This window comes from Pantoea sp. USHLN256 (assembly GCF_037149875.1).
GTDB lineage: Bacteria > Pseudomonadota > Gammaproteobacteria > Enterobacterales > Enterobacteriaceae > Pantoea > Pantoea nemavictus.
Window position 1 is genome coordinate 410,930 of record NZ_JBBCQO010000004.1, and the last position, 26,716, is coordinate 437,645.

At 56.1% G+C, this 26,716-nt stretch carries 22 protein-coding genes; 7 read left to right on the plus strand and 15 right to left on the minus strand.

The features are described 5' to 3' along the window. Window positions 1-7: 7 nt before the first annotated feature. The 5 genes from WFL93_RS13650 to WFL93_RS13670 form a co-directional block, all read right to left on the minus strand. Window positions 8-1,126, minus strand: a complete 1,119-nt coding sequence (locus tag WFL93_RS13650) for a lactonase family protein (RefSeq protein ID WP_336778356.1) — start codon at window positions 1,124-1,126, stop codon at window positions 8-10. Between the two features lie 9 nt (window positions 1,127-1,135). Next, window positions 1,136-2,479 (minus strand): enolase C-terminal domain-like protein, encoded by a 1,344-nt coding sequence (locus tag WFL93_RS13655; protein WP_336778357.1) that lies wholly within the window; start codon window positions 2,477-2,479, stop codon window positions 1,136-1,138. Further along, complete coding sequence (locus tag WFL93_RS13660; protein WP_180823606.1) at window positions 2,457-3,809, minus strand: MFS transporter; 1,353 nt, start codon at window positions 3,807-3,809, stop codon at window positions 2,457-2,459. Before WFL93_RS13660 ends, WFL93_RS13655 begins: the two co-directional genes overlap by 23 nt. Before the next feature lie 198 nt (window positions 3,810-4,007). Beyond that, window positions 4,008-5,243 carry a type II toxin-antitoxin system HipA family toxin gene (locus WFL93_RS13665; RefSeq protein WP_336778358.1) on the minus strand — a complete coding sequence of 412 codons (1,236 nt, stop codon included), beginning with the start codon at window positions 5,241-5,243 and terminating at the stop codon, window positions 4,008-4,010. After that, complete coding sequence (locus WFL93_RS13670; RefSeq protein ID WP_336778359.1) at window positions 5,233-5,484, minus strand: helix-turn-helix domain-containing protein; 252 nt, start codon at window positions 5,482-5,484, stop codon at window positions 5,233-5,235. The genes WFL93_RS13665 and WFL93_RS13670 overlap by 11 nt, the downstream gene beginning before the upstream one ends. A 147-nt stretch (window positions 5,485-5,631) precedes the next feature. Here WFL93_RS13670 and WFL93_RS13675 point away from each other — a divergent pair, with 147 nt between their 5' ends. Further along, on the plus strand, window positions 5,632-6,660 hold the full coding sequence (locus WFL93_RS13675; RefSeq protein ID WP_336778360.1) for an NADP-dependent oxidoreductase: 1,029 nt from the start codon (window positions 5,632-5,634) through the stop codon (window positions 6,658-6,660). A 235-nt stretch (window positions 6,661-6,895) separates the two neighbouring features. Here WFL93_RS13675 and WFL93_RS13680 read toward each other — a convergent pair whose 3' ends face one another. From WFL93_RS13680 to WFL93_RS13715, 8 genes are all read right to left on the minus strand, one after another. Next, window positions 6,896-8,263, minus strand: a complete 1,368-nt coding sequence (locus WFL93_RS13680; RefSeq protein ID WP_336778361.1) for an LLM class flavin-dependent oxidoreductase — start codon at window positions 8,261-8,263, stop codon at window positions 6,896-6,898. A gap of 12 nt (window positions 8,264-8,275) precedes the next feature. Beyond that, window positions 8,276-9,262: an ABC transporter permease gene (locus tag WFL93_RS13685; RefSeq protein WP_336778362.1), complete on the minus strand. Its 987-nt coding sequence runs from the start codon at window positions 9,260-9,262 to the stop codon at window positions 8,276-8,278. Further along, window positions 9,255-10,268 carry an ABC transporter permease gene (locus WFL93_RS13690; protein WP_336778363.1) on the minus strand — a complete coding sequence of 338 codons (1,014 nt, stop codon included), beginning with the start codon at window positions 10,266-10,268 and terminating at the stop codon, window positions 9,255-9,257. Before WFL93_RS13690 ends, WFL93_RS13685 begins: the two co-directional genes overlap by 8 nt. Then, window positions 10,265-11,788, minus strand: coding sequence for a sugar ABC transporter ATP-binding protein (locus tag WFL93_RS13695; RefSeq protein WP_336778364.1), 1,524 nt, complete (start codon window positions 11,786-11,788; stop codon window positions 10,265-10,267). Before WFL93_RS13695 ends, WFL93_RS13690 begins: the two co-directional genes overlap by 4 nt. Next, a complete protein-coding gene (locus WFL93_RS13700) occupies window positions 11,778-12,755 on the minus strand; it encodes a sugar ABC transporter substrate-binding protein (protein WP_049853505.1) in 978 nt (325 codons plus the stop codon). Before WFL93_RS13700 ends, WFL93_RS13695 begins: the two co-directional genes overlap by 11 nt. A gap of 158 nt (window positions 12,756-12,913) precedes the next feature. Further along, window positions 12,914-14,629: an ABC transporter ATP-binding protein gene (locus WFL93_RS13705; RefSeq protein ID WP_336778388.1), complete on the minus strand. Its 1,716-nt coding sequence runs from the start codon at window positions 14,627-14,629 to the stop codon at window positions 12,914-12,916. After that, window positions 14,629-15,501, minus strand: coding sequence for an ABC transporter permease (locus WFL93_RS13710; RefSeq protein ID WP_336778365.1), 873 nt, complete (start codon window positions 15,499-15,501; stop codon window positions 14,629-14,631). The genes WFL93_RS13705 and WFL93_RS13710 overlap by 1 nt, the downstream gene beginning before the upstream one ends. Next, window positions 15,502-16,491 (minus strand): ABC transporter permease, encoded by a 990-nt coding sequence (locus WFL93_RS13715; RefSeq protein ID WP_152929157.1) that lies wholly within the window; start codon window positions 16,489-16,491, stop codon window positions 15,502-15,504. It lies immediately after the preceding gene. A 227-nt stretch (window positions 16,492-16,718) separates the two neighbouring features. On the opposite strand from WFL93_RS13715, the gene WFL93_RS13720 reads away from it, so the two are divergent. The 5 genes from WFL93_RS13720 to WFL93_RS13740 all read left to right on the plus strand — a co-directional run bounded on the left by WFL93_RS13720 (window position 16,719) and on the right by WFL93_RS13740 (window position 23,897). Beyond that, on the plus strand, window positions 16,719-18,821 hold the full coding sequence (locus WFL93_RS13720; protein WP_336778366.1) for a hydantoinase/oxoprolinase family protein: 2,103 nt from the start codon (window positions 16,719-16,721) through the stop codon (window positions 18,819-18,821). Further along, a complete protein-coding gene (locus WFL93_RS13725; RefSeq protein ID WP_049853509.1) occupies window positions 18,811-20,484 on the plus strand; it encodes a hydantoinase B/oxoprolinase family protein in 1,674 nt (557 codons plus the stop codon). The genes WFL93_RS13720 and WFL93_RS13725 overlap by 11 nt, the downstream gene beginning before the upstream one ends. Before the next feature lie 4 nt (window positions 20,485-20,488). After that, complete coding sequence (locus tag WFL93_RS13730) at window positions 20,489-22,075, plus strand: ABC transporter substrate-binding protein (RefSeq protein ID WP_336778367.1); 1,587 nt, start codon at window positions 20,489-20,491, stop codon at window positions 22,073-22,075. A 175-nt stretch (window positions 22,076-22,250) separates the two neighbouring features. Then, on the plus strand, window positions 22,251-23,015 hold the full coding sequence (locus WFL93_RS13735) for a hypothetical protein (protein ID WP_336778368.1): 765 nt from the start codon (window positions 22,251-22,253) through the stop codon (window positions 23,013-23,015). Between the two features lie 141 nt (window positions 23,016-23,156). Continuing rightward, window positions 23,157-23,897 carry a nitroreductase family protein gene (locus WFL93_RS13740; RefSeq protein WP_007888344.1) on the plus strand — a complete coding sequence of 247 codons (741 nt, stop codon included), beginning with the start codon at window positions 23,157-23,159 and terminating at the stop codon, window positions 23,895-23,897. Window positions 23,898-23,935: 38 nt separating this feature from the next. Here WFL93_RS13740 and rluF read toward each other — a convergent pair whose 3' ends face one another. Continuing rightward, window positions 23,936-24,817: a 23S rRNA pseudouridine(2604) synthase RluF gene (gene rluF / locus WFL93_RS13745; RefSeq protein WP_336778369.1), complete on the minus strand. Its 882-nt coding sequence runs from the start codon at window positions 24,815-24,817 to the stop codon at window positions 23,936-23,938. A gap of 179 nt (window positions 24,818-24,996) precedes the next feature. Here rluF and WFL93_RS13750 point away from each other — a divergent pair, with 179 nt between their 5' ends. Continuing rightward, a complete protein-coding gene (locus WFL93_RS13750; protein WP_336778370.1) occupies window positions 24,997-25,722 on the plus strand; it encodes an HPP family protein in 726 nt (241 codons plus the stop codon). 78 nt (window positions 25,723-25,800) lie between these two features. Here WFL93_RS13750 and WFL93_RS13755 read toward each other — a convergent pair whose 3' ends face one another. Then, window positions 25,801-26,709, minus strand: coding sequence for a metallophosphoesterase (locus WFL93_RS13755; protein WP_336778371.1), 909 nt, complete (start codon window positions 26,707-26,709; stop codon window positions 25,801-25,803). Window positions 26,710-26,716: the final 7 nt, after the last annotated feature.

Genomic DNA, 26,716 nt, shown 5'->3' on the forward strand with positions numbered 1-26,716 from the left:
TGAACGGCTATTTGTAACTGACTATCGTCACCCAATTCGCATCGCGTCCGGCAGGTGCTTCGCTCACTCGCTTCAGCGCCCCACTTTCTGCATCAATTTCATAGCTACCGATGACCTTACTCTTCTCGCCGCTGGCAATTAACCAGCGTCCATCAGCGGTGATGGCCATGCTGCGCGGCTGCTTCTCCACTTGCCAGCTAGCAATCAGCGTCAGTTTGCCATCGGCGCTATTGACCCGATAGCCGGTAATGGTGCTGCTGGTTCGCTCGCTAACATAGAGAAAACGTCCGTCCGGCGTCAGGCCAATATCGGCCGACCAGATGCGTGGCGTGGTGTCGCTATAACCCGGCGGACGCTCACGGCCATGTTCGAGTTTATATTGCGCGGCGACGGCATTCGGCGTCTCCGCCACTTTTACCAGCTCTCCGCTGGCTTCGCGGCGGAATTGCGTGATAATGCCGCCCATCTCGCCGATGTTGTAAAGATAGCGATTGTCAGGTGAAAGCACTGAATGGCGCGGACCATTTTCCGCAGCCGTTTTGACGTAACCGTTACCCAACGCAGTTAATTCACCCTGCGCGCTTAGCGTTAGCTGCAGCACGCGATCGGTGCCGAGATTGCCGACATAAGCAGAATTGCCGCTCGCATCCACAATCACTGAATGTGCCGCATGGCCGGTTTTGAAGCTGCCAACCGGCGGCGCAATCACCTTGCCATCGCTGTTAAGCTTATAAACATGCACCACGTCACCGTCGTAAGAGGCGCCGAGCAAAAAGCGGCCCTGTTTATCCGTGCTGATATAAGGATAACTGGCTGCAGCGGTGACGGCGCTGGTTTGGCTCAGATCGCCGGTTTTACTGTCGATGTTCCAGCTCACCAGTTGCAAAGGCTTGCTGCGGATCGCCGCATAAAGGTGTCGATGATCGGCACTCAACGCCATCGGCATCACTTTGCCGCCGGCATGGGTACGACCCAGTAATTGCAGCGCACCGGTTTGCTCATTGAGCGCGTAGCGGGCGATGGTGCCGTCATCCGCTTCCGAAACATAAACAAAGATTTGTGCCAGTAAAGGCGCACTCGCCATCATTGACGCTATTAGCGTCACCGTAGGTAATAAGGTCTTCATCCTGCTCCTTTAGCGTACCAATGACGGACGTTTGGCGTCGTAGCGCCAGTTATCAATCAAAAACTGCATACCCAGCGCATCGTTACGATTCTTGTCCGGCAACGCCTGATAAAGCGCGTGCGCCTGTTCGAGGCGCTCCATATCCAGCTCAATGCCCAAGCCTGGCCCAGGCGGTAATTCCAGATAACCATCGCGGATTTGCGGCGGTTGGCGCGTCAGCTGCTGGCCATCCTGCCATATCCAGTGCGTATCGAAAGCCGTCTGACGATCGCCCGGCGCGGCGGCACCCAGATGCGCCACCATCGCCAGCGAAATATCAAAGTGATTATTGGAGTGACAGCCGGTGGTCAGCCCCCATTCGTTGCACAGCTGTGCCACTACGTTGGCGTTACGCATCGTCCAGAAGTGCGGATCGGCCAGCGGAATATCAATAGCATTAAGCTGTAGCGCGTGATGCAGCTGGCGCCAGTCGTTGGCGATCATGTTGGTGGCGACCGGCACGCCGGTGGCGCGGCGAAACTCAGCCAGCGTTTCCCGCCCGGAATAGCCCTGTTCCGCGCCGCAAGGATCTTCCAGATATGGCACTTTACCCGCCAGCTGTTTGCCAAAGCGGATCGCGTCCTCTAATGACCAGCTGGCATTGGGATCCACCGTCACGCGCGCATCGGGAAAGCGTGCCAACAGCGCTTCTACCGTTTCAACTTCCACTTCACCGGCCTGCACGCCGCCTTTTAGTTTGAAGTCGCGGAAGCCGTATTGCTCAACCGCGGCTTCGGCTAAACGCACCAGCGCTGCGCTATCCATCGCCGCTTGATGACGCAGGCGGAACCAGCCCTCTTGCTCATCGTCTCCCGCGCGATAATTCATCGTGGTGCGCTTGCGATCGGCGATGTAGAACAAATACCCCAGCACCGGAATGCGATCGCGCTGTTTGCCGCTGGCGAGCAGATCCGCCACCGGCAGATTAAACAGTTTGCCTTGCAGATCGAGCAGCGCCGCTTCTATCGCTGCGGCAGCATTATAGAACTTCTCCGGATTCATCTGCGGGATATGGATATCGTTGGTATGCGAGGTTTGTTGCAGACGCGCTTCACTGCTGAATAGCTGGCTCAGCGTGGCATTGAGGCGCAGCAGCGAACTGCCCTCAATCAGCGGACGGAACTGCTCCAGCAGTTGCAAGGTCGACGCATGACACGGCGTTTCGCCCACGCCGGTATGCCCGGCAGAATCGGTCAATATCACGATAATGCGCGTGAAGTAGCAATTATGGGCGCCGCCGATGTTCAGTAGCATGCTGTCGTAACCGGCAACCGGCACGATGCGCATCGATTTAATGACTGGACTGTCTAACATGGTTTCTCTCCGTGTGACCGAATGCGGGGGGAACGGGTTTGCGACGCAGCAGCAGCCACAGGCCGGTAATCACTGACACGCTGGTCAGGGCGTAGAGGCCGCCGGTGGTGCTGCCGGTGTGCATTTCCAGGTAGCCGAATACCGTGGGCGCAAAGAAGCCGCCGAGGTTGCCAATCGAATTGATGAGCGCAATGCCGGGTGCGGCAATCGACGCGGGCAATTCACTTTGCGGCATCGGCCAGAAGAAGGCCGCGCTCACCTTGGAACCAATGCAAGCCACAATCATCGCCACAAAACCAAACCACGGCGTGCCAAGCGTAGCCATAAAGGTGCCGCATGCGGCAATCAGCATGGCGATGCCGAGCCCTCTATCTAGCTTATCGCGATAGCGATCGGTGGCTTTACCCAGCAGAAACAGCGCAACGATGGCGAACAGCCAGGGAATGGCGGTCAGCAGCCCGGTTTCGAAACTGTTGAAGCCCTGAATGCGTTGAATGATTTGCGGCAACCAGAACACCAGTGTGTAACCGGTCATGGTCATCGTGAAGAAGATCAGGCAGTAGGTGAGCAAACTGCGGTCGGCGATCAATCCCCAGCGACCGTGGCTAACAGCATGCTCTTCGCGGGCATCATCCTCAAGCGCCAACTGCTGCGCCAGCGCCTGTTTTTCCGCTTCGCTGAGCCATTTTGCCCCTTGCGGTTTTGATACCAGCACAAAGGCGGCCAGCAAACCGATCACTATCGATCCGCCGCCTTCCATAAACATTACCCATTTCCAACCGGCGATCCCGCCGACATCATGCATCATCAGGATCGCGCCGGTAAGCGGACCGGAAAACAGAAAGGCGCTGGCCGTGGCGCTCAGCACCATCGCCGTGGCGCGGCCTCGCCAGGCGTTGGGCACCCATTGACGAAAATAGAACAGCACGCCGGGAAAGAAGCCGGCTTCCGCCACGCCCAGCAGAAAACGCAGCAGATAGAAATGCAGCGGCGTACTAACGAAACCGGTCAGCACCACCACCATGCCCCATGTAATCATGATGCGCGTCAGCCACACGCGTGCGCCGAGCTTCTTCAGCATCATATTGCTCGGCACTTCAAACAGCGCATAGCCGATGAAGAACAGCCCGGCACCTAAGCCGAAAGCCGCAGCACTGATGCCCGCATCGGTTTGCAGTTCAGCTTTCACAAAACCGATATTGGCGCGGTCGATCTGGTTAACGATCAGCATCAGCGCCAGCATCGGAATGATGCGGCGGAAAAACTTGCCGATGGCGGAGGCGATAAGCGCCTGATGATCGGGGGATAATGGATATTGTTGTTGTGTCATGCGTCACCTGTAGGGATTAAAACACCGTATAGGTATACGCAGCAGAGTTAACGCACGGGTATGGTATATTGCCCGAGACCGCTTAGGCAAATGCCCTATGACTGTTAAAATTCATAGGGTTATGTTAATTTCCAACGTAAAGTTTTGTCGCGCTTTGTGCGCTGGCTCACTTCGATTTCTTCACTTGAAATCTGCCTGTCAAAGCAAGGAATCCGTTTTGCGCCTTTTGGCGCGCTTTACATCGGTTTTCAAAAACAGATTATTAGTCGCTACGCTACGTGTCAGCGAATGACCGATAGCTTCCTTCATCTCCGGAAAATCGGAGTATATTTCATTCTTATTCAGGTCTTCATTAATGACATCTGCAAACTGTTCCATCACTAATGCAGGTTTGATAATCTTTAATTCTCGGCCAAATTTAAGCAGACTATCTCTATCGGGAAACTTTTTGCTTTTATTTAACTTTAAAGCCAACTCTCTATCGGTAGTTGGATATATATTTGTATTAACCACATCATATAATGGCGATAATTTTACCGTGCTATTTTCCGTTGCCGAATATAATAATGAGAAGTTTTTTAGATGCGCATCCCCATTTCCCACCATGCAACTAAACAATACATAACGCCAGTAAAGCTCTACTTGAGACTGGTCTCGGGTGAATAAAGTGACGATTTTAGCCCCGGTCTCATACGAACCACTATATTTATGATCCGACGTTTTTCCAGAGAGCACGCAAAAATCTTCCATCGCTATGCGTGTATCATTTTGAATATCAAAGCGCTCCATAATAAACAGCTCTTTGCTATCAGATAGCCAAAAATCAGCTACGGGCAATCCACATGCCTTCGCTAACGACATACAGATAAACTCATTTTCTGCAAGGCGCGGATACTCCTCATCCCCCGTTTTGGCTATCAAATTTGGATAAAGAACGGTGCCGCGATTTTCTGTACTGATCATAACTTTCGGTTGAACACCCGATATCGAGGTTTGCAATAAATACTTATTCAGTAGATATTGAAACGCACTCTCCTTATGATCCCAATGAAGCAAGTCATCTAATTTTTCCGGCGCAGGACGTGGTAAAGCGATATCACTTTTGTAGGACAACGCACCTATACCGGTATCCTGCTGTAAAGCCAGGAACAGCATGTCGCTAACATTACCTACATAACGGCGTAAACGCTCCGCAATATGATAACGTACGTAGCCTTCTGGAATATTCATTTCAAAAATATTAAATAAACGACTACCATTATAACTCAAGCGATTTGCGGGTTGCATGGTCATCGAAGCGGCACGAGCAACAGAACTCGCGTAGCTAAAATTATAACTACCATGTTCATGCAGCAATCTGCCACTTAATTCTCCACCGTTATATACGTCAATATGACGAATCGGGCGAGAAAGCTGGCTAAAGTCAGTCATCATCGAATAGCGTCTCCAATTCATCCATCTGCGGTAATCCAGCGGACTGTACAGCCAGCATGAGTTCAAGCGCATTGAGATACAACGTGAGTGCTTTCAGTGAACCTGAATACACGCCATTCTCAATGAGTGAAATAACCGTTCGATGGATACCAGCGCGTGTTGCAGCGTCAGTTTGAGTCCAGCCCTTCGCTTTTCGTCTTTGCTGGCACTTCACGCCAATTGCTTGCATACCAGGCAACATACAACCTCGAATGTTGGTATATAATAACAATTATTCAATAATGGCTTATTTGTTATTATATAGCAACATTAGGTCGCTACCACTCCCACAAACTCTCCTCTTCCTGGACTACACTTGCCTCACGTGAAAACGTTAATAGAGGTAAAAATGTCGCAATCCAATCAACGTAACCAGGCCTGGCTTTTAGCCTCACGCCCTGAAGGCGAACCGGTAAAAGAGAATTTTCGCCTGGTTGATCAGCCGATTCCTGAACTGAAGGATGGCGAGATCCTGCTGCGCACGCTGTACTTATCGCTTGATCCGTACATGCGTGGGCGCATGGATGACAGCAAATCCTACGCCGCACCGGCTGAGCTTGATCAGCCCATGGTAGGCGGCACGGTAAGCGAAGTTGCTGCATCCAAACATGCCGATTTTAAGCAAGGCGATCGGGTTCTCGCGCAAAGCGGCTGGCAAAGCTATGCGGTCTCAGACGGCACTGGCGTCGCGAAACTGGGCGATCTGCCCCATCCTTCCTGGGCGCTGGGTATTCTCGGCATGCCGGGCTTCACCGCCTATATGGGATTGATGGATATCGGCCAGCCGAAAGAAGGCGAAACCCTGGTGGTCGCGGCGGCCACCGGACCGGTGGGAGCAACCGTTGGTCAGTTGGGTAAACTCAAGGGCTGTCATGTCGTGGGCGTCGCGGGTGGTGAAGAGAAGTGTCGCTACGCCATTGAGAAGCTCGGTTTTTCCGCCTGCATCGATCATCATCGTGACGATTTTGCACAACAGCTGGCGGCGGCCTGCCCGGACGGTATCGATATCTACTTCGAGAATGTCGGCGGCAAAGTGTTTGATGCGGTATTCCCGCTGCTGAATACCGCCGCGCGCGTGCCGGTGTGCGGCCTGGTTTCTGGCTACAGCAGTCGCGAATTGCCGCCGGGCCCGGATCGCACGCCGCAAATTATGGGCGGCATTCTTAAGCGTCGTATTCGCATGCAGGGCTTTATCATCTTCCAGGATTACGGCGATCGTTATCCGGAATTCCTCAAGGCGATGACACCGCTGGTGGAGCAGCAAAAAATCCACTATCGCGAACATATGATCGACGGATTAGAAAATGCGCCGCAGGCATTTTTCGACATGTTGCAAGGCAAAAACTTCGGTAAAACCGTGGTGAAAGTCGCACAGTAACGCGTTGTGTAAACGCCATTTTTCACTTTGCATAGCGGCAATTGAGATATGGCGGTTGCTGAGCGCATGAGAAGATATTTTCCCTATATCGCCATTATTGGGAGTTCTCATGTCGCTCAGTCAAACCCCGCTCCTGAAAGTCAATTCCCAGCAGGCCGAAGCGCCAGTTCCGGAAGTATTACCACGTCGGCAATTATTACCTTAATGGCACCCCACCGCCGCGTCATGCCTGGAGCTAACGGCGGCGAAAGCGCGCCGCTGGATGGTCAGCCTTGAGTCGCGGCTGGCCAAACAGGCGCTCGCGCAGCGTTACCGCCTGGGGTGGCGTAACACGCACCCGTCCCCGGCTGCGCAGCACCGGCATCACATGCTGGATAAAATCCTCAAAGCTACCGGGACTGATCGCCCAGGCAAGATTAAATCCATCCACACCCGACTCCACGGCAAACTGCTCCAGCTGATCGGCGATGCTTGCCGGGCCGCCAATCAGCAGCGGATGTAAACCGCCAATGCCGATGTAGCGCGCTGCATCACGTAGCGTCCAGCGTTTCTGATCGTCAATGCGCGTCAAACTGGCTAAGGCGGAACGGCAGGCATCGGTTTCACGAAACGCCAACGGAGTGTCCAAATCTTCTAACGACCAGTCGATGCCGGTCCAGGCGGAGAACAGCGCTAACGCCGCCTCTTCGCTGATGTAGTGCTGATAATCACGATACTTCGCGTGCGCGGCCTCATCACTCTCCGCGGTGATGACCGTAATGGCCGTAACAAAGCGCAGCGATGCCGCTTCACGCCCTTCAGCCGCGGCTAACTGGCGGATGCGTTGGATATCCTGCGCGATCGCCTGTGGCGTGATGCCACCGAGAAAGATCACCTCCGCATTACGAGCGGCGAACTGTGCTCCACGAGTTGAGGTTCCGGCCTGAAACAGCACCGGCGTGCGCTGCGGGCTCGGTTCACTCAGGTGCGCATCCGACACCTGGTACCAGCGGCCAGTATGTTGAATGGCATGCACTTTGGCCGGATCGCTATAAACACTGTTTTGTTTATCGCGCCGTACCGCATCCTCCTCCCATGATCCTTCCCAGAGTTTGCCGGTGACATCGAGAAACTCCTGCGCACGATCGTAGCGTTCATCGTGCGGAATCTGCTGCGTCAGTCCCAGATTGCGCGCCGCTGAATCGAGCATGGAGGTCACCACATTCCAGGCGATACGCCCGTTGCTCAGATGATCGAGCGTGGTGAACTTACGCGCCAGCAGGTATGGCTGTTCATAAGTGGTGGAGACGGTGATGCCAAAGCCCAGATGCTGCGTCACTGCCGCCATGGCTGAAACCAGCAACAGCGGATCGTTCACCGGCATTTGCGTCGCCAGACGCAGCGCCGCGTCCGGTTTGTGTTGCCAAACATCAAGTTGGCCGAGGGCATCAGCAATAAACAGTGCATCAAATCCGGCGCGATCCAGCTGCTGGGCAATGTCCGTCCAGTAACCTAGCTCAGTGTATCGATGGGCCTGATCCTGCGGATGTCGCCACAGGCCAGCGCTGAGGTGGCCCGGCACGTTCATCATAAAACCAAATAGCAAAAACGGCGCGCCGCTCATTGCCTTCTCCTCTCAGGCATGACGCCGAGCGCGTAATGCCCCGACCGCCAACACAATGAAAATTAAGCCGCCGGTGGCAACCTGTTGCCAGTAGAAGTTCCAGCCGATCAGCAGCAATCCGTTGGCGATAAAACTCAGCAGCACCACGCCAAGTAGCGTTCCCACCACGTTGGGACGGCGGGATGGCGCGAAGGTGGCACCAATAAAACTGGCGCCAATGGCGTTAAGCAGATAGGCATTGCCCGACAGCGGCACCCAGGCTTTGACGTTTGCGGCGAGGATTAAGCCGACGATACCGGCAATCAGCGCTGCAGCAATAAAAGCCATGGCGGTAAGCCGTTTAACCGGCACCCCCGAATACTGCGCCACACTGTACTGCTCGCCCATCACCCGTAACGATCGGCCGGTGGCACTGCGGTGCAGCAGCTGATAGAGCGCGAGCGCCACCCATAGTAGCAGCCAAAGCGGCACAGGAATGCCGAGCAGCGCGCCGTGACCGATGGCCGAAAAGCCGTCGGGCAGTATTTGGCTCAGCAGATAGACCGGCTGTCCGCCGTTTGATGACAGTTGCTGCACGCTTTGCCCGATAAACAGCGTGCCGAGCGTGGCGAGAAACGGCTCCACGCCCAGTTGGGTAACCAGAAAGGCGTTAAACACGCCAACCAGCAGCGCGGCGAACAGCGCCGCAATCAGCGCGACGGGCAGACTGACCTGATGCAGCACCAGTGTCACCAAAACCAGACAGGCGATATCGATCGATGTCCCAACCGAAAGATCAATCGCGCCAATGCGGGTAACCAGCGTCATCGCCAGCGCAACAATCGCCAGCGGCGCAACGTTATTTAGCAACACGCTGCGAATATTGGAGACAGTGGCAAAACCGGGCGCCGCGACAATAAATAACAGCAGCAGCGCCACAAAGGTCAGCACCACCACCGCACGCAATAAGCCGGCCTGACGCGGACGATGAGCGCCTGCGGATAACAGAGAGTCAGACACCTTGAGTCCTCCTTGACTGACGACGACGTAACAGCGCCGTTAACGCCACCACTAACAGGATCAACACGCCTTCGACGCCATTGATCCAGTAACTTGAGACGTTGATGAGCTGGAAACCGTTGGCAAGCAGACTCAGGAACAGCGCACTGATCAGCGCGCCAGCGAGTGTCGGTACCAGACGACGGGAAAACACCACACCCAACAGCGCGGCGGCAATCACCATCAGCAGATTGTCGTTCGCGCCGGGCGAACTGCCGCTTAACAGCGACACTGAAGCCACCGCCGCGATGGCGGCGCTAACGCCGCATAATACGTAGCTCAAGCCCTGATAGCGTTTGACGCCAATTCCCGCGGCATTGGCGGCCTGCGGATGGCTGCCTACCGCCTGCAACCGCAGGCCAAATGCGGTAAGACGACTTAAGGCGATCGCCGCAAACGCCAGCAGTAAAAATGACCAGCCCAGCCACGACACCGCTAACGGACCGTTACTTAACAGCAGATTTTGCAGGTCGCTGCTGGCCGACACCGATGCATTGCTGGTCAGCACCATCTCCAGTCCGATCGCGATATTCATGCTGGTAAGCGTCGCCAGCAGCGGCAAGATTCCCAGCCAGACAATCGCCAGCGCATTAAATAATCCCACCGCCGCGCCGGTTAATAGCGTTAACAGCAGTGCAATAGCGAGCGGCTGCCCGACGCTGAGCTGGCTGGCAAACACCGCCGCACTTAGGCCGAGATTAGCCGCAATCGATAAATCAATGCCGCCAGTGATGCCTTGCAAACCGCCACCGCTTAGTACCAGCGTTAAGCCGAGCGCCAGCGTCCCCACCACCGCGGTTTGTTGTAGCACGTTGCCGAGATTCATCACCGTGAGAAAAATCGGCGACAGCCAGGCAAACACCGCTAAAACCAGCACGATAATCAACAGCGATACGTGTTGCAGCCACTGCTGGCCGTGAGTACGCCGTGGCTGTTCACCGGCTGCTGCTTGGGTGACCTCACTCATGATGCACGCTCCGTTAATGCGCCGGTGCCGGAAGCCCAGGAGAGAATCTCCTGATGGCTGGTCTGCTGTGCCGCCAGCGTGGCGACATGTTCGCCGCGCGCCAGCACCATAATGCGATCGGCCAGGGTTTGCAGTTCGAGTAAATCGGTAGAGAACACCAGGATCAGCGCCCCCTCATCGGCCAACTGCTGCAACGTGTGGTAAATCGCCGCCTTGGCCGCAATATCAACGCCCACCGTCGGCTCATCCAGCAGATACATACGAGCGCCGGTATTTAGCCATTTTGCCAGCACCGCTTTTTGTTGATTACCGCCAGAGAGCTGGCGCAGCGGCGCCAGTTGCCCTGGGGTGCGGATGGCCAATTGCTCAATATTCTTCGCCACCAACTCGCTTTCGGCCTGACGTGACACGCCGCCCCAGCGCAGTAAACGTCGTACCGTGGTTAAGGTGACGTTGTCACGCAAACTCATGTCCAGCGCGATGCCGTTGGCGCGCCGATCCTCCGGGACAAAGGCGATACCGCGTTTCACCGCCGCATGCGGTGAAGCCGGGATGCCCGCTACCTCGCCCAGTATCATTTTACCGCTCACGGTATTCTCCAGCCCAAACAGCGCGCGTATCAGGGTTTTTCCGCCCGAACCTAGCAAACCGGTAATACCGATGATCTCGCCCTGACGACCCGTGAATGACAGCTTGTGGAAACTCCCGGGGGCGCTCAAGGCATCAACCTGCAATAGCAGCTCACCCACAGGACGTGGCTGACGCGGCATAAGCTCGTGGCGCGCATCGCCCACCATGGCACTAATCAAGGCTGACGGCGACAGCTGTTCCGCGCTGAACTGCGCCACATCTTTGCCATCCCGCAGCACCGTGACGCGTTGGCACAGCTGCTGGATCTCATCGAGATAATGCGAGACATAAATCAGCGCGATACCCTGCTGGCGCATACGATCAATCACCCGAAACAGCGCATGCACTTCGTGGCGCGCCAGCGCGGCGGTGGGTTCATCCAGCACCACCACGCGCGGCGCGTTTTGTAGCACGCGGCAGATTTGCACCAACTGCTGCTCTGCCACGCTTAAGGTGGCGATCAATGCGTTGGGATCGAGCTGTAAACCGAAGTGCTGCTGCAGCTGCTGCTGAGCCTGCTGGCGCATGCGGCGACGCAGGATAAAGGGGGTCGCGGCGGCGCGCGGTTCGTTGCCAAGCCACAACGCTTCCGCCACCGTCAGCGAGCTGGGCAGCAAGCGTTCCTGATGCACGATGGCGATGCCCTGTCGCTGCGCCTGTGCTGGCGTGCTGAGCGTGAGCGGCTGTCCATCCAGCTCAATACTGCCGCTATCGGCGGCATGAATGCCGCCTAATACTTTAATCAGCGTCGATTTACCGGCCCCGTTGTGACCAATCAGGCCATGCACTTCACCGGCATGCACGCTGAGCGACACCGATTGCAGCGCAGGTACGCCATCAAAGGCTTTACTGATGTGGTGCAGCTGCAGCAGCGGCGTATTATTTGCCATCCGTCTGGCCCAGGGTTTTCTGCGCCTCGCCGGCATTATCTTTGGTTACCAGAATCGCCGGAACATAGGTCGCTGGCGGCAATGAACGATCGCCCGCGAGATATTTCGCCACGTTCTGCACCGCCGTTTGCCCAATCACATACGGCTGCTGCGCCACCACTGCCGCCGCGCTGGATTTGGCATCTTTAACCAGCGACACCACATCCGGGCTGCCGTCGACTGCATAGGTTTTGATCTCGTTGCGCCCCGCGGCATCCACCGCCTGGGTAGCGCCAATTTGTGGCACATCCCACGCGGCCCAAATCGCCTGAACCGATCCTTTCGGATATTTATTCAGTAACTGACTGATTTGCGCATACGCGTCTTGCACGGTATTCGGGATAACATCGCGCAGTTCTGGCTGAATTATTTTAATTTTTGGATACCATTTCAGTACGGCTTTTAACTGGTCATAGCGCATTGCAACCACGGGCACGCCATAGAAACCGTTAAATACCAGAATATTGCCTTCGCCACGTAAATCATTGACCAGCTTTAACGCGAGCTGCTCGCCAATATAAAAGTTATCTGACGTTGTGACGTTAATACTGGATGGGCTAGCCGTGTCGACAGTAAATAACGGGATGCCCGCCTCGCGGATTTTTTTCAGCCACGGCTCCAGCACCGACGCGGTGCCGAGTGTTTCAATGATTGCATCGGGTTTCTGCGCGATAAGCGTCTGAATTTGGGCAATTTGCTGCGACTCTTTACGGCCGCCGTCTAGCGCAATCGGCGTACCGCCAAGGCGTTTCACCTCGTCGATTTGTCCCTGATAAGCCTTGAGATCCCAATAGTGATCGGTGCCGGCAACGGTAATACCAATGCGTTTACCCGCCAAAGACGGAATCGGATGATCTTCGGCGTGCGCCATTGCGGATAATAGTGATACAGAAGCCAGCAACAGGCCTGCCAGACGATGCTTTTTCATGCTTAATATCCCTGGAAATAATAATATAATGTTGTATGACGCCTGCTAGCTGGCGCGTGAAATAAAAATTATCACAGCCATTTTTTATCCATAATGCTATTTTCACCTTAGACTAGCTGGCAATTGATAATAGCCAGCCAGCCGCGTTAATTAGCAGGCTAAAGGGTTAACGCGGCATCGAATTTAAGCGGCTGAGTGCGGGCTGAATGCTCCTGCTGCGTACTGGCGTGCGTGACAGCGGCAAGCAATTGCCGCGTATAGGGATGCACCGGACGATGCCAGATTTGCTCTACCTCCCCGGCTTCGACAATATCGCCCTGATTCATTACCAGCACGCGATCCGCCATGTAACGCACCACGGCCAGATTGTGCGAAATAAACAGATAGCTCAAACCAAACTCCTGCTTCATCTCCAGCAGCAGATTGAGGATTTGTGCCTGCACCGACACATCCAGCGCCGATACCGCTTCATCGCAAATGACCAACTTTGGCTTAACAATAAGCGCCCGAGCGATGCCAATTCGCTGGCGCTGGCCGCCGGAAAATTCATGGGCATAACGCGCTAGCGCCTGTCGTGGTAAGCCGACACGGTCCAGCATCTGATGAATACGCGTCAGGCGCTGCGCCGCTGGTGCCGGATCGTGCAGCCGCAACACCGAATCAAGAATGGTGAAAATGGTGTGCCGCGGATTGAGTGAGGCGTAAGGATCCTGAAAGATCATCTGCACGCTGCGGCGTAAATCGCGCAGAGCGGATTCCGGCAGCTGTGCGATATCCTTGCCCTGAAGGCGAATCTCACCGCTGTCGGGGGTTAGCAGGCGCAATAGGGTGCGCGACAGCGTCGATTTGCCGCAGCCCGATTCCCCCACCAATCCCAACGTTTCTCCCTGCTGTAAATCAAAGCTGATGTCGCGAATAGCAGGCACGCGCCGGTTGCCGTGACCGTAACTGACCTGCAGATGACGCAGCGCCAGCAGCGGCGCGGCGGTTTCACGCCCATCAGGCGCAGCAAAGTTCAGCGTCGCTGGCTGGTGCAGGTTGAAACGGCCTTCGGCATCATGACGAATCTCGGTCAGCATACGCTGGCGATAATGCACGTCTTGTTCACCCAGCAGCGATGCCGCCAGTAAGCCTTTGGTGTAGTCATGCTGCGGCTGCGCAAACAGGGCTGGCGTCTGGTTATATTCGACAATGCTGCCGTTGTGCATCACCGCGACGTTATCGGCCCACTGGCTGACCAGACCCAGATCGTGGGAGATCATCAACACGCTCAGCGACAAGGTTTTGCGCAGGCGATCGATCAGCGCCATGATGTTGGCCTGCACCGTGACATCCAGCGCAGTGGTGGGTTCATCGGCAATCAGCAGCTTCGGCTCACACGCCACCGCCATGGCGATCATCACGCGCTGTCGCTGGCCACCGGAGAGCTGATGCGGGAAATCATCCACCCGGCGCGCCGGGTCGGGAATATTGACCAGCTCCAGCAGCTCAATCGCCCTCGCCCGCGCCTGCTGTCGCGACAGCTTTTGATGAGCCATCATCGACTCCGCAATCTGCGCCCCGATGCTATACACCGGATTGAGCGAAGTCATCGGCTCCTGAAAAATCATTGAGATCTGGTTGCCACGCAGCGCGCGCAGCTGACGCGGCGGCAGGCTGAGCACATCGTCGCCAGCAAAAATAATCCGTCCGGCGGTGCGCGCCTGCGGCGCCAGTAAGCCCATAATTGCCAGCGCCGTCGCAGACTTACCGCTGCCCGACTCACCGACCAGCGCCAGCATTTCGCCCTGCGCCAGCGTAAAGCTGATGTCGTTGACTGCCGGATGCGCGCCAAACTGAATCTGCAAATTCTCTACGGAAAGCATCGGTTTCATCATTGCTCACTCAGTCGCGGGTTAAAGGCATCATTAAGCGCATCGCCCAACAGATTCAGCCCCAGCAAGGTGATCACCAGCGCCACGCCTGGCTCGGCGGTGAGATACCACGCGGTGCGCAGCATTTCGCGACCGCTGCCTATTAAAAAGCCCCAGCTCACCACGTTAGGATCGCCTAAGCCAAGAAATGACAGCGCAGCCTCCATTAAGATCGCGGACGCCACCATCACCGACGACGTGACGATGATGGCCGGCAGCGCGTTCGGCAACATTTCGCGCCAAATGATGTAGAGCGGCGAAAATCCCTGACAGCGTGCGGCCAGTACAAAGTCCGATTCACGTAGGCTGCGAAACTCCGCGCGCACCAGGCGGGCAATCGTTGGCCAGGTTGTCAGGCCAATGCTGAGGGTGATAAGCGTAACCGTCGGCGTGGCGACGGCCAGCACAATAATCACTAACAGAAACGCCGGCATGGTTTGAAACAGCGTGGTGATGCGCATCAAAATATTATCCAGCACGCCACCGTAATAGCCGCTCAGGCTGCCGATTAAGGTGCCCGCCAGCAGGCCCAGCAAGGTTGCGCCCACTCCAATCAGCAACGACACGCGCGCGCCGTGAAAAATGCCGGCGGCCAGATCGCGCCCCATCGCGTCGCTACCCAAAGGCCAGGCGGCATCGGCGCCCGGCAGTAATAGCGGTGTGGCGATCATATCCAGCGGATCGCCGGGATAGAGCCAGGGCGCCGCCAGCGCCATCGCCAGCACCAACAGCAGAATAATGATGCCCGCCAGCCCGGCGGGATTGCGCAGCAGCTGACGCAGCGCGCGATGCTTGCCGCGCGGGGTAACAGGAAGCGTAGTAAACGTGGTCATCTAATTTCTCACGATGCGGGGATCGAGCCAGGCGTGCAGCAGGTCGACAATAAAGTTAGCCAGCAGAACCAGCAGCGAAGAAAACAGCAGAATGCCGAGCAGAATATTGACGTCGCGCGCCATCACCGCATCCAGCGCCAGCCGTCCCAGGCCCGGCCAGGAGAACACGGTTTCCACTACCGCCGCGCCGCTCAGCAAGGTGGCGATATGCATGCCGCTCACCGTCACCACAGGAATCAGTGCGCAACGCAGCACGTGCACCACCGTTACGCGTAGCGGAGAGATACCCTTCGCATGCGCGGTGCGCACGAAGTCCTGATGGGCGATCTCCAGCATCGCCGCGCGGGTTAAACGCGCATAAATCGCGAGGAAAAAACTCGCCAGTGAAAATACCGGTAATAACGCATGGCTGAGGAGATCCTTGAACTTATCCCAGCCGTGATAATTTGCGCCAATGGTCATATTCCCGCTGCTGGGTAACCAGCCGAGATGCACCGAAAATAAAACCAGCAGCATCAAACCAATCCAGAATCCCGGCAGTGAATAGAGCAGTAAAGAAAACAGCGATAACCCACGATCGGGCCAGCGGCCAACAAATAGCGCCATAATGACACCGCAAATAATGCCGCCTATCAGGGCCAGCGCCTGCGCTGCCAGCATTAATAATAAGGTGGCGGGTAAACGCGAGAGAATTAAGGTCGTTACTGGCGTATTAAAACGCGGAGAGAAGCCGAGATTGCCTTGCGCAATATGACTGATCCAGTGAATAAACTGCTGCCATGCCGGAAGATTGAGACCATATTGCTCGCGCATCAGCGCCATGCTGGCCGCGCTGGCCCCGCCGGACTCACCGGCCATTACATCCACCGCATCGCCCGGAATCGCTTTCAGAATAATAAACATGATCAGCAATATACCGATGAGCGTCGGTAACAGCTGCAGCGTGGTTTTGATGAAAAAGGAGAGTAGCCAATGGCGTTCTCGCGGCATAGCCAACATCCTTGAAACGGAGTCATGCGGAAAAGGGAAAACTAACAGCCGCGGTTTTGGCGACTTAATAATTTATATGGCTTAGCTTTGCCGAATTAAGGCTATCCAGGATTAATCGCGCTATTTCCGTTTTAAGCATGTGTAAACCCGAAATACTCAGTAGTCAGCGCCTTTTTGATACCGGTAAATAACGCCCTGAACTTATTATCAAATATAAAGGCGGCGGTATGTCGGATAGACAAAAACAACCGGGGAATCGCGTGGCGGTGGATGTGGGCGGCACCTTCACAGACATCGTGATGCTGCAAAATGAAACGCAATATTCGGCCAAAGTGCTGACCAGCGCCGAGGCGCCAGAGCGCGCGGTGATTGCCGGTATTAACGATGTACTGCAGCAGGCACAACTGCAGTTTTCAGACATCGACTCGTTGATTCTGGGTACCACCTTAGCCACCAACGCGCTGATTGAGCGCAAAGGCGCACGCACCGCGCTGATCACCACCGCAGGCTTTCGCGATCTGGTGGAGATTGGTCAGGAAGACCGTTTTGCCCAATACGATGTGTTTCTGCAAAAGCCGCGTCCGCTGGTGGAGCGTCACTGGCGCTTCACGGTGGAAGAGCGCATCGACGCGCAAGGTCAAGTGCGCATTCCCCTCAACGAAGCGCAGGTGCACGCGCTGGCTAAAGAGATTGCCGCGCAGGGCATTGAGAGTATCGCCATCGGCTTTTTACAAAGCTTTGTTAACCCAGAACATGAGCAGCGCACTGCGCAGATCCTGCATGAGCTGTTGCCCGAGGTGACATTGTCACTCTCCAGCGATATTTGCCCCGAAATTCGTGAGTATGAGCGTCTCTCCACCGTCTCGGCGAATGCCTACGTGCAGCCGCTGGTTGCCGGTTACCTGCGCCGCCTGCAGCAACAGCTCAGCCAACACGGTTTGCGCGTACCGCCCTTTTTGATGACCTCGGGTGGCGGTATCACTACGCTGGATAACGGCATCAGCGAGCCGGTGCGCCTGGTTGAATCGGGCCCGGCGGGCGGCGCGATCCTCGCCAGCAATATTGCGCAGCAGCTGGATCTGAAAAAAGTGCTGTCGTTTGATATGGGCGGCACCACCGCCAAAATCTGTTTTATCGATAACTTCCAGCCACAGATTTCCCGCAGCTTCGAGTTTGGCCGCGTGCATCGTCATCAAAAAGGTTCCGGGCTGCCGATTCGTATCCCGGTGATTGATCTGGTGGAGATTGGTGCCGGTGGTGGATCGATTGCGCGCATCGATAATCTCGGACGATTACAGGTCGGTCCGGATAGCGCCGGCTCTGCGCCCGGTCCGGTGAGCTATAACCTCGGCGGCGAGTGGGTGACCATTACCGATGCCAACGCGCAGCTCGGCCTGCTGGATCCGGCCAGTTTTGCCGGTGGCAAAGTAGAGCTCAATGTCGATTTGGCGCAGCATGCTCTTGCCGCGCAGGTCGGCGAACCGCTAAAGCTGCAGCCCGATGATGCCGCGCTGGCGGTGACCGAAATCATCGCCGAAAACATGGCCAACGCCGCCCGCGTCCACGCCAGTGAATCGGGTAAAACCGTCGATAACTATACGCTCGTCGCCTTTGGTGGCGCCGCCCCGCTGCACGCCGCACGGCTGGCCACCAAGCTCGGTATCGACCGGGTGATCATTCCGCACGCCGCTGGCGTCGGCTCAGCGCTGGGTTTCCTGTGGGCGCCAGTGTCCTATCAGGCGGTGCGCAGCTTCTATCAACGACTGGATAATCTCGATTTTAATGCAGTGAATGCGCTGCTGGATGCGCTGAGCGATCAGGCGCGTCAGGTGGTGCAACAGGCGGATCGCCAGGCGCCGATTAACGTGCAGCGCAGCGTCTACCTGCGCTATGCCGGTCAGGGCCATGAGGTGCCGATTGACCTCGAAGGCGACACGCTGAATGCGCAACAGCTCGCCGCCCTGCATCAGCGCTTTACCCTTACCTATCAGCAACTGTATGGCCGCAGCCTCGATCACGTGGCGGTTGAAGCGATCAGCTGGACCGTCACCGCCTCTACGCCGGTTTCAGTGGTGACGCCACACAGTGCGCTTAGCACGCTGCCGGATGTCGCGCCGCAGCGTGAACTTTACTCTTTCCTGCAGCAGCAGCGTATTCAGGTGCCGGTCCAACAGCGCGTCGAGCTGACCAACGTTACCGACGGTCCCCTGTTAGTGGTGGATGCAGAAACCACCACCTGGGTTGATGAACAGTTCAGCGTGCAGCGCACCGCCGCCGGACATCTGTTGCTGCAACGTCTTTCTTCCGTGGGAGCCCAGCATGAGCAATAACGTGATTCAACATCAGGTGATCTGGAATCGCCTGATTTCAGTGGTGGAGGAGCAAGCGCAGGCGCTCATCCGCACCGCTTTCGGTACTGCAACCCGTGAAGCGGGCGATCTCTCTGCTGGCGTGTTTCTGCCCGATGGTCGTATGGTGGCGCAGGCGGTAACGGGAACGCCGGGCCACGTCAACTCGATGGCAGAGTCGGTTAAACATTTCCTCAAGGTGTTTCCCATTGCGACGCTGCAGCCCGGCGACGTGCTGCTGACTAACGATCCGTGGAAAGGCACTGGCCATCTTTATGACATCACCATGGTGACGCCGGTGTTTTACCGCGATCGCCCGGTGGCGCTGTTCGCCTCTACGCTGCATGTGATTGATATTGGCGGTCTTGGCCCCGGCCCGGACGGCCAGCAAATCTGGCATGAGGGATTATTCCTGCCGATCATCAAATTCATTCACGCTGGGCAGCTCGACCAAACGGTGCTCAACATCGTCAAAGCCAACGTGCGTGAACCGGCGCAGGTGGAAGGCGATTTCCTCGCGCTGGTGGCCTGTAATGATGTCGGCGCGCGTCGCCTGCTGAGCGTGCTGGATGAGTTTGATCTGCCCGATTTGCTGGAAGTCGGCGAATACATTCTGCAGCGTTCACGCCAGGCGATGCTCGATGCGGTGCGTAGCTGGCCGGCTGGCAGCTGGCACAGTGAATTGTGGGTTGATGGCTACGATGAGCCGCTGAAGCTGCAGGCCAAACTCACGCTGAGCGAACAAGGCATCCACGTGGACTTTGCCGGCAGCGCCGGGTTTGTTGCGCGCGGCATTAATGTGGTGAAAGCCTATACCGACGCCTACACCTCGTTTGGTATCCGCTGCCTGATTGGCGCGGATATTCCCAACAATGCCGGCTCGCTCGGGGTGATCACCATTGATGCGCCGGAAGGCTCGATCCTCAATGCGCCCTATCCTGCAGCCGTCACCTCGCGGCATATCATCGGCCAGATGCTGCCGGATGTGGTGTTTAACTGCCTGCGCCAGGCACGTCCCGGTGAAGTCCCCGCCGAAGGTGCCTCCTGCCTGTGGAACATTCAGCTATCGGGCGGCCATATTTTGCCGCAGTACGAAGCCAACAGCAGCCTGAAGCAGCCGCGTTTTTCCATTACCAGCTTCTCCACCGGCGGTACCGGCGCGCGCCCGGCGCTGGATGGCCTCTCAACCACCTCTTTCCCCAGCGGCGTGCGCAACGTCTCGCTGGAGATCCTTGAATCGATCAGTCCGGTGGTGTTCTGGCGCAAAGAGTATCGCCAGGATTCCGGCGGCGCGGGCGCGCAGCGTGGCGGACTGGGCCAGATAATCGAGCTGTCGCACGGGCAGGATTTGCCAATGGAGCTCGGCGCGGCCTGGGATCGCATTCACTTCCCGGCGCAGGGTGCCGAAGGCGGTCAGGCCGGTGCGCCCGGTCGCGTCACGCTCTCCACCGGCGAAACGCTGTCGGGTAAAGGACGTCAGGTGATCCCGCCGGGCAGCCATCTGATTGTCGAAACGCCAGGCGGCGGCGGTTTAGGTCACAGCTCGCAACGTGACGCGCAGCGCTTGCAGCACGACGTGGTGAATCAACTCATCACGCCGGCTGCCGCAGCGGAACTGTATGGCTATCACCCTAAAACGGAGTAACACCATGTTATTAAATTTTCACCGCTCACTGCTGGCGCTTACGCTGGGAATGACGTTAACCGCAACGGCGCACGCCGCCGATCCGCAATCGGGTGGTACCTTAAATCTGGTGCTCAACTACGAACCGCCGGCGCTGATTGCGCTGACCACGGTGGCCACCCCGGCGCTCAGCGTCAGTGCCAAAGTCACCGAAGGCCTGCTGAGCTATGATTTTGACCTCAAACCGCAGCCGCAGCTGGCGACCCGCTGGGAGATCAGCCCTGACGGCACGCGCTACACCTTCCACTTGCGTCCCGGCGTGAAATGGCACGACGGCCAGGATTTCACCTCCGCCGATGTCGCCTATTCGATTGAGCTGCTGAAGAAGGTTCATCCGCGTGCATCCAGCACCTTTGCCAACGTCACCGCCATCGAAACGCCCGATACGCTGACGGCGGTGATCGTGCTGTCGAAACCAGCACCCTATCTGATTAAGGCATTTGCCGCCGCGGAATCGCCGATTATTCCGAAGCATATCTATGACGGCACCGATGCGCTGACCAACCCGCATAACAACGCGCCGATCGGCACCGGTCCTTATATCTTCGATAAATGGGTGCGTGGCAGCTATATCCTCTACAAGCGTAATCCCAACTATTGGGATAAAAATCGCCCGTATCTCGATCAGCTGGTGGTGAAGTTCATTCCCGATCCCGCTGCCCGCTCGGTGGCCTTCGAAACCGGTGAAGCGGATTTAGGTTATCGCACGCCGGTGGCAATGAACGATGTGGCGCGCTTGAAAGCCTTGCCACAACTCGGTTTTGAAACCAAAGGCAACAGCTACTCCTATAACGTCAGCTCGATTCAGTTCAATCTCGACGATGCGCATTTTAAAGATCTGCGCGTGCGTCAGGCGGTGGCACATGCGCTTAATCGCAATGTGATTTTGCAGGTTGCCTATTTCGGTCTGGGACAGGTGACAGCGTCACCGATTGCGCCCGGCATCAAAGAATATAACGACCCGTCGCCTTCGCCATATGCCTTCGATATCAATAAAGCCAATGCGCTGCTCGACGCCGCCGGTTTCCCCAAAGGCAGCGATGGCACGCGCTTTAGCGTAACGCTGGATTACAATCCGATAGCGGAGGATTTGCGCAAAACGGCGGAGTACACCCGCTCGGCGCTGGCGAAGATTGGCATCAAAGTGACGCTGCGCGCGCAGGACCTCTCCAGCTTTGTACGCCGCATTTATACCGATCGTGACTTCTCGTTTACCGTGAACGGTCACAGCAATCTGTATGATCCGACCGTTGGCGTGCAGCGCATCTACTGGTCGAAAAACTTCCGCAAAGGCGTGCCGTTCTCCAATGCCTCGGATTATCACAATCCAGAAGTGGACCACCTGCTGGAAGCGGCGCAAACCGAAAATGATCCGCAGCAACGCGTGGCTGAGTTCCGCCAGTTCCAGAAAATCGTCGAGCAGGATTTGCCGGACATTAATCTGATCTCGCCGCAATTCATCACCATTTATAACCGCAAAGTGCACGATCACTCCGTTACCGCTGACGGAATTGAAGGCAATTTGTCACAGGTTTGGCTGGATAAAAAATAAGCTCAGCCGGAAGCCTTGTACCGCATGGCTTCCGGCGCTGTTTCACGCTTCGCTTGTTCGAATATTGTTAAGATCTGCTTAAAGATTACTGGTAATCCATACAGATAAGGTTCAGGATGGTTGCTCATCCTGGGTTAACGCCCACGGCAATTCACCCTCAATCTGAGGGCTCGTTATGTACTTTTATTCAACTGAAACCGTATGCGCCATTACCGGTGCTAATCGCGCGAATTTGCGTCGCTGGTTACGCTGTGGATTAATTTCTGAAAACCACGTCAATCAGGACTGGAGCCGTCATCAGGTTGATGAAGTTCTGGCCATGATGGCGTTAACCGCCGGTGGTGCCACGCTGTGGCAGATCTATCAGGGACGCCATTGCGGACTGGAATACACCTCCTCAGCCTGGATGGCGCGTCGCGGTGATGTATTACGCCAGCTGGAAATCGGCTCCGACCGTGAACTGGCGCGCACCGTGCGCAATCTGGCGGGCGATTACAGCAGCGACGATTTTATCGAGGTGTTGATGAAACCGCTGAACCGCTGGCTGCGCGATGATACCCGTCGCGGCGCATCCCGGCGTCTGGCGCGCTTTCATGATGCCATCCTGCATCACAGCGATTGTGTGAAACGCGCGTCATCACGGCAGCAAAATATGCCACTGCTGCTGGAAGTGGTGAGTAAAGGCGATGAAACCGAGATTTGGCTGGAAGCGATTCGCCTGACCGGACAAGGATTCTGTGTTGATGTGGACCAGGCATCACCGCCGATTCGCTACGGTTCGGAAAGTCGTCATAATCATCACCTGCTGTGGTGCGGAGCCGGCATTAGCGAAGAGCGAATGAGCCAGTTCCAGCGTGGATTACGTTCAGGTAAAACCGTGATGCTGAGCGGACCTGACCGTAGTATTCATTCGGCGGTTGTGGCTGCGCAAGTCGCTTAGCCGGTGCTACATGCACCGGCTCTATTTTTTAATCCTATCCGCACTTTGCTTATGCAAAATAAGTAGTTAGCCACGGCAACAACGGTTAAATCTACTCACACCGACTTCTGTTACGCTCTCGCCTCCCAATCTGGAGGATCAATGAGTTCATTAATCGATATTTTCACCACCCACAAAAGCGACCGCAGTTTCACCGATCAATCCGTTGAGGATGCGGTGCTGGATCGCATCATTTCGGCCGCTTATCACGCGCCTACTTCGGTGAACTCGCAGCAAGTCTCATTGGTGGTCACACGTGATGCCGCGAAACGCGCGCAGATTTCACAAATTGCCGGCGGTCAGCCGTGGATTGCCAAAGCACCGGTATTTATTACCCTGGTGCTGGATATGCATAAATCTCGTCTGGCGATGCAGGCCATCGATCGCGAACAAATTGCGCAGCAGAGTATCGAAAGCATTGTCTCGGGCTCGACCGATATTGGTATTGCGCTGGGTTCAATTATGGCGGCGGCGCGTGCGGAAGGTCTGGGTATTGTGCCAATTGGCGGCATTCGTCGCGATCCGCAGGCGTTAATTAGCCTACTCGATCTGCCGCAATACACCTTCCCGGTGGCTGGCGTGGTGATTGGCCATGTGGATCAACCTGCACATCAGAAACCGCGTCTGCCGTTAGCCACTTTCCGTCATGAAGAGCAGTATCAGCCTGCCGGGCTGGAGCAACATATCGACGCTTACAATCAGCAGATGGTGCAGCACTGGAAGAACATCGGACGCGATGATGGTGAGAGTTGGAGCGAAAGCGTCAGCGGCTATTATCACAAGATCTACTTCCCGCACGTGCTGGACGCGCTGAAAAAGCAGGGATTTGGCAACGACAAGTAAGGGTGTTTCCCCGCGCCGGGTGCGCGGGGAATGAAGAATTAACGCCCTTTCTTTTTACGTCCTGGCTGGGCGAACCGCTGGCGATTAGCCGGTTTCGCGCCCGCTTTCTCACCGGATTTCGCCGCGCTGACGGCCGGTTTTTTCCCCGCTGCGGCCGGTTTCTTCTTCGCCTGCGTCTTCTGCGTTTTTTGATCTTCGGATGATGAGTCCTCAATCAGTTTGAACAGATCGATCAGTTCGTCATCGGTCAAATCCCGCCATTCGCCGAGCGGAATGCCTTTCAGGCTGACGTTCATGATGCGCGTGCGCTCAAGCTTGGTGACTTCAAAACCGAAGTGCTTGGTCATCCGACGAATCTGACGATTCAGCCCCTGAACCAGGATGATGCGAAACACAAAGGTCGACTCTTTCTTAACTTTGCACTTCTTCGTCACGGTGCCGAGCATCGGTACGCCTGCGCCCATTCCGGCAATAAATTCATCGGTGATCGGCTTATCAACGGTAACCACATACTCTTTTTCGTGGTTATTACCGGCACGCAGGATCTTATTCACCAGATCGCCGTGATTGGTGAGGAAGATCAGCCCCTGCGAATCTTTATCCAGGCGACCAATCGGGAACACGCGTTTGCTGTGATTGACGAAATCGCCGATGTTATCGCGCTCACCCTCTTCCATGGTGGTGATGATGCCAACCGGTTTGTTCAGCGCAATCAGCACCAAATCTTCTTCGTCACGCGGTTCAATCAACTGCCCATTCACTTTCACTTCATCCTCAGCAAATACCTGCGCACCGACGGCCGCGCGTTTGCCGTTAATGAAAACGTTGCCTTGTTCGATATAACGATCGGCATCGCGGCGTGAGCAGATACCGCTCTCGCTGATGTATTTATTCAGGCGGGTTGATGAGTTAGGCAGCATGGTTCCTCCGAAAAAAAACGGACTATACAGCAACCTTAGGCGTTGGTTAAGCGTCGCGACAATCATCAGCATTTCTCTCACCTTAAGATAACAGCACACTAACAATGTGGTTGTTCCTATAGGATCGATCGGCGACAATTCGCCTCCATCGTTTTTTCTTATGACAGAGTGACCCCCGCATGACACATCAGCCATCGGTGACATGGATTGCATCCGTGCGCACGTTTCTGGCCCGCCTTTGGCCACACCCTTTACCGGTGGGCAAAAAGCAGCGGGTCATCGCCAGTATTGGCGCAGGATTGGGATTAATGATTACCAGCCTTACCAGTCACTGGCTGCTGGGCGAAGTGAATCTGTGGTTTGTCGCGCCGATGGGCGCTTCTGCGGTGTTGCTGTTCGGCCTGCCCAATAGTCCGCTGGCACAGCCGTGGTCGATTGTTGGTGGCAATCTGGTAGCGGGCGTCATCGGTGTAACCACCGCGCTGTATATTCCCCATCCTGCGCTGGCATGCGGCGTGGCGGCTTGTTTGACGATTGCCGTGATGTTTCAGCTACGATGCCTGCACCCGCCTAGCGGCGCGGTGGCGCTTACCGCTATTCTTGGCGGCAACGGCGTGCAGCAGTTGGGTTACCACTTTATTCTTACGCCGGTGCTGTTGAATTCAGTGTGTCTGGCACTGCTGGCGTTGGTGTTTAATAATCTGGCCGGACGCCGCTACCCGCATACGCTGGCGGCGACGGAAGCCAAAGCACCGCCCGTCGTGATTGATGTGCCGATTACGCGCGACGACCTGCATCAGGCGCTGAAAAGTGGCGAGCTGCTGGATATCGATGAAGATGATTTGCAGCAGCTGCTGCAACGTGCCGAAGAGATCGCCATTCGTCGGCAGCGGCTAGCATCATAGTGATGTGGCGTAATGCCGAGAAGTTAAGCGCTGAGCGAGTTTCGTTCGCCATCGCTGTCATGCCTGTGGGGTCGCCATTCATGGCGACCAGCTAACTTCACCGCCATAACCTTTCACGCGAACCGATTCACCCTCAATCTCCACCACGGCAAACGGCACATCCTCTGCCCCATCCAGCATGCCTTTCTGGGTATAAAAGCCTGTTTGACCGATGCGCGCAAAGCCGCCGCGATGGTCATGTCCGGAAAAACAGCAAAGTATGTTGTAACTAGAAAGCAGTTCTGCCAGCTCACTACCGTTGAGTAAGTTGTGGCTGTTGTGTGGTGCCAGCGGATAGTGACCAAATACCACCACTTTTTCTCCCTGCTGCGCGGCTTGCAGCAGCTGCTGCTCAATCCACGTCAGCTGCTGCGATCCTACCGCGCCATTCCACGGTTTCGCCTGCGGCTGTTGTCGCGCGCTGAAATCCACCAGCATCGCCTCCGCCTGCGCACGGTCGTCACCGTTCAGCGTGTTGCAATACAGACTGACATCGTTGCCGTCGTAAACAATAAAGCGCCAGCCCGGCAGACCAAAGGCGTAATAGCTTTTGGGCAGCGCGGCGGCCTCATTGAGATGCTGCGTGATGGTCTGCGCATCGTGATTGCCCAGCACCACCGCATGCGGATGTTCGAGGCGATCGTAAAGCGGCAGTATCGCCGCATAGCTGTGCCAGTGGCGATCGACAAGGTCACCGAGCGTGACGACAAAATCCAGCGGCTGCTGATTCAGCGCCTCAATGGCCTGCGGCAGCTTGTGCAACGCCTGCCGATAGTAGAGATTTTTCGCAACATCGGCGTCGATGTCGGCATATTGCGGATCGGCAATCAAACCAAAGCGCAGCGTGCCATTCAGCGGCGCGGCACGCAGATGAGGCAGCGCATATAACTCGGCGACATCGCCGAGCAACTCACGCTGCAAGGCGGTCAGCGGATGCGGATAAGACACGAAAATC

Coding starts and splice junctions, on each gene's coding strand:
- WFL93_RS13680 (WP_336778361.1), bottom strand. CDS start 8,263: ATGAGCGGCGCGCCGTTTTTGCTATTTGGTTTTATGATGAACGTGCCG.
- WFL93_RS13695 (WP_336778364.1), bottom strand. CDS start 11,788: ATGGCAAATAATACGCCGCTGCTGCAGCTGCACCACATCAGTAAAGCC.
- WFL93_RS13700 (WP_049853505.1), bottom strand. CDS start 12,755: ATGAAAAAGCATCGTCTGGCAGGCCTGTTGCTGGCTTCTGTATCACTA.
- WFL93_RS13690 (WP_336778363.1), bottom strand. CDS start 10,268: ATGAGTGAGGTCACCCAAGCAGCAGCCGGTGAACAGCCACGGCGTACT.
- WFL93_RS13735 (WP_336778368.1), top strand. CDS start 22,251: ATGTACTTTTATTCAACTGAAACCGTATGCGCCATTACCGGTGCTAAT.
- WFL93_RS13750 (WP_336778370.1), top strand. CDS start 24,997: ATGACACATCAGCCATCGGTGACATGGATTGCATCCGTGCGCACGTTT.
- WFL93_RS13710 (WP_336778365.1), bottom strand. CDS start 15,501: ATGACCACGTTTACTACGCTTCCTGTTACCCCGCGCGGCAAGCATCGC.
- WFL93_RS13665 (WP_336778358.1), bottom strand. CDS start 5,243: ATGATGACTGACTTTAGCCAGCTTTCTCGCCCGATTCGTCATATTGAC.
- WFL93_RS13705 (WP_336778388.1), bottom strand. CDS start 14,629: ATGAAACCGATGCTTTCCGTAGAGAATTTGCAGATTCAGTTTGGCGCG.
- WFL93_RS13675 (WP_336778360.1), top strand. CDS start 5,632: ATGTCGCAATCCAATCAACGTAACCAGGCCTGGCTTTTAGCCTCACGC.
- WFL93_RS13655 (WP_336778357.1), bottom strand. CDS start 2,479: ATGTTAGACAGTCCAGTCATTAAATCGATGCGCATCGTGCCGGTTGCC.
- WFL93_RS13715 (WP_152929157.1), bottom strand. CDS start 16,491: ATGCCGCGAGAACGCCATTGGCTACTCTCCTTTTTCATCAAAACCACG.
- WFL93_RS13650 (WP_336778356.1), bottom strand. CDS start 1,126: ATGAAGACCTTATTACCTACGGTGACGCTAATAGCGTCAATGATGGCG.
- WFL93_RS13720 (WP_336778366.1), top strand. CDS start 16,719: ATGTCGGATAGACAAAAACAACCGGGGAATCGCGTGGCGGTGGATGTG.
- WFL93_RS13670 (WP_336778359.1), bottom strand. CDS start 5,484: ATGTTGCCTGGTATGCAAGCAATTGGCGTGAAGTGCCAGCAAAGACGA.
- WFL93_RS13740 (WP_007888344.1), top strand. CDS start 23,157: ATGAGTTCATTAATCGATATTTTCACCACCCACAAAAGCGACCGCAGT.
- WFL93_RS13660 (WP_180823606.1), bottom strand. CDS start 3,809: ATGACACAACAACAATATCCATTATCCCCCGATCATCAGGCGCTTATC.
- WFL93_RS13725 (WP_049853509.1), top strand. CDS start 18,811: ATGAGCAATAACGTGATTCAACATCAGGTGATCTGGAATCGCCTGATT.
- rluF (WP_336778369.1), bottom strand. CDS start 24,817: ATGCTGCCTAACTCATCAACCCGCCTGAATAAATACATCAGCGAGAGC.
- WFL93_RS13730 (WP_336778367.1), top strand. CDS start 20,489: ATGTTATTAAATTTTCACCGCTCACTGCTGGCGCTTACGCTGGGAATG.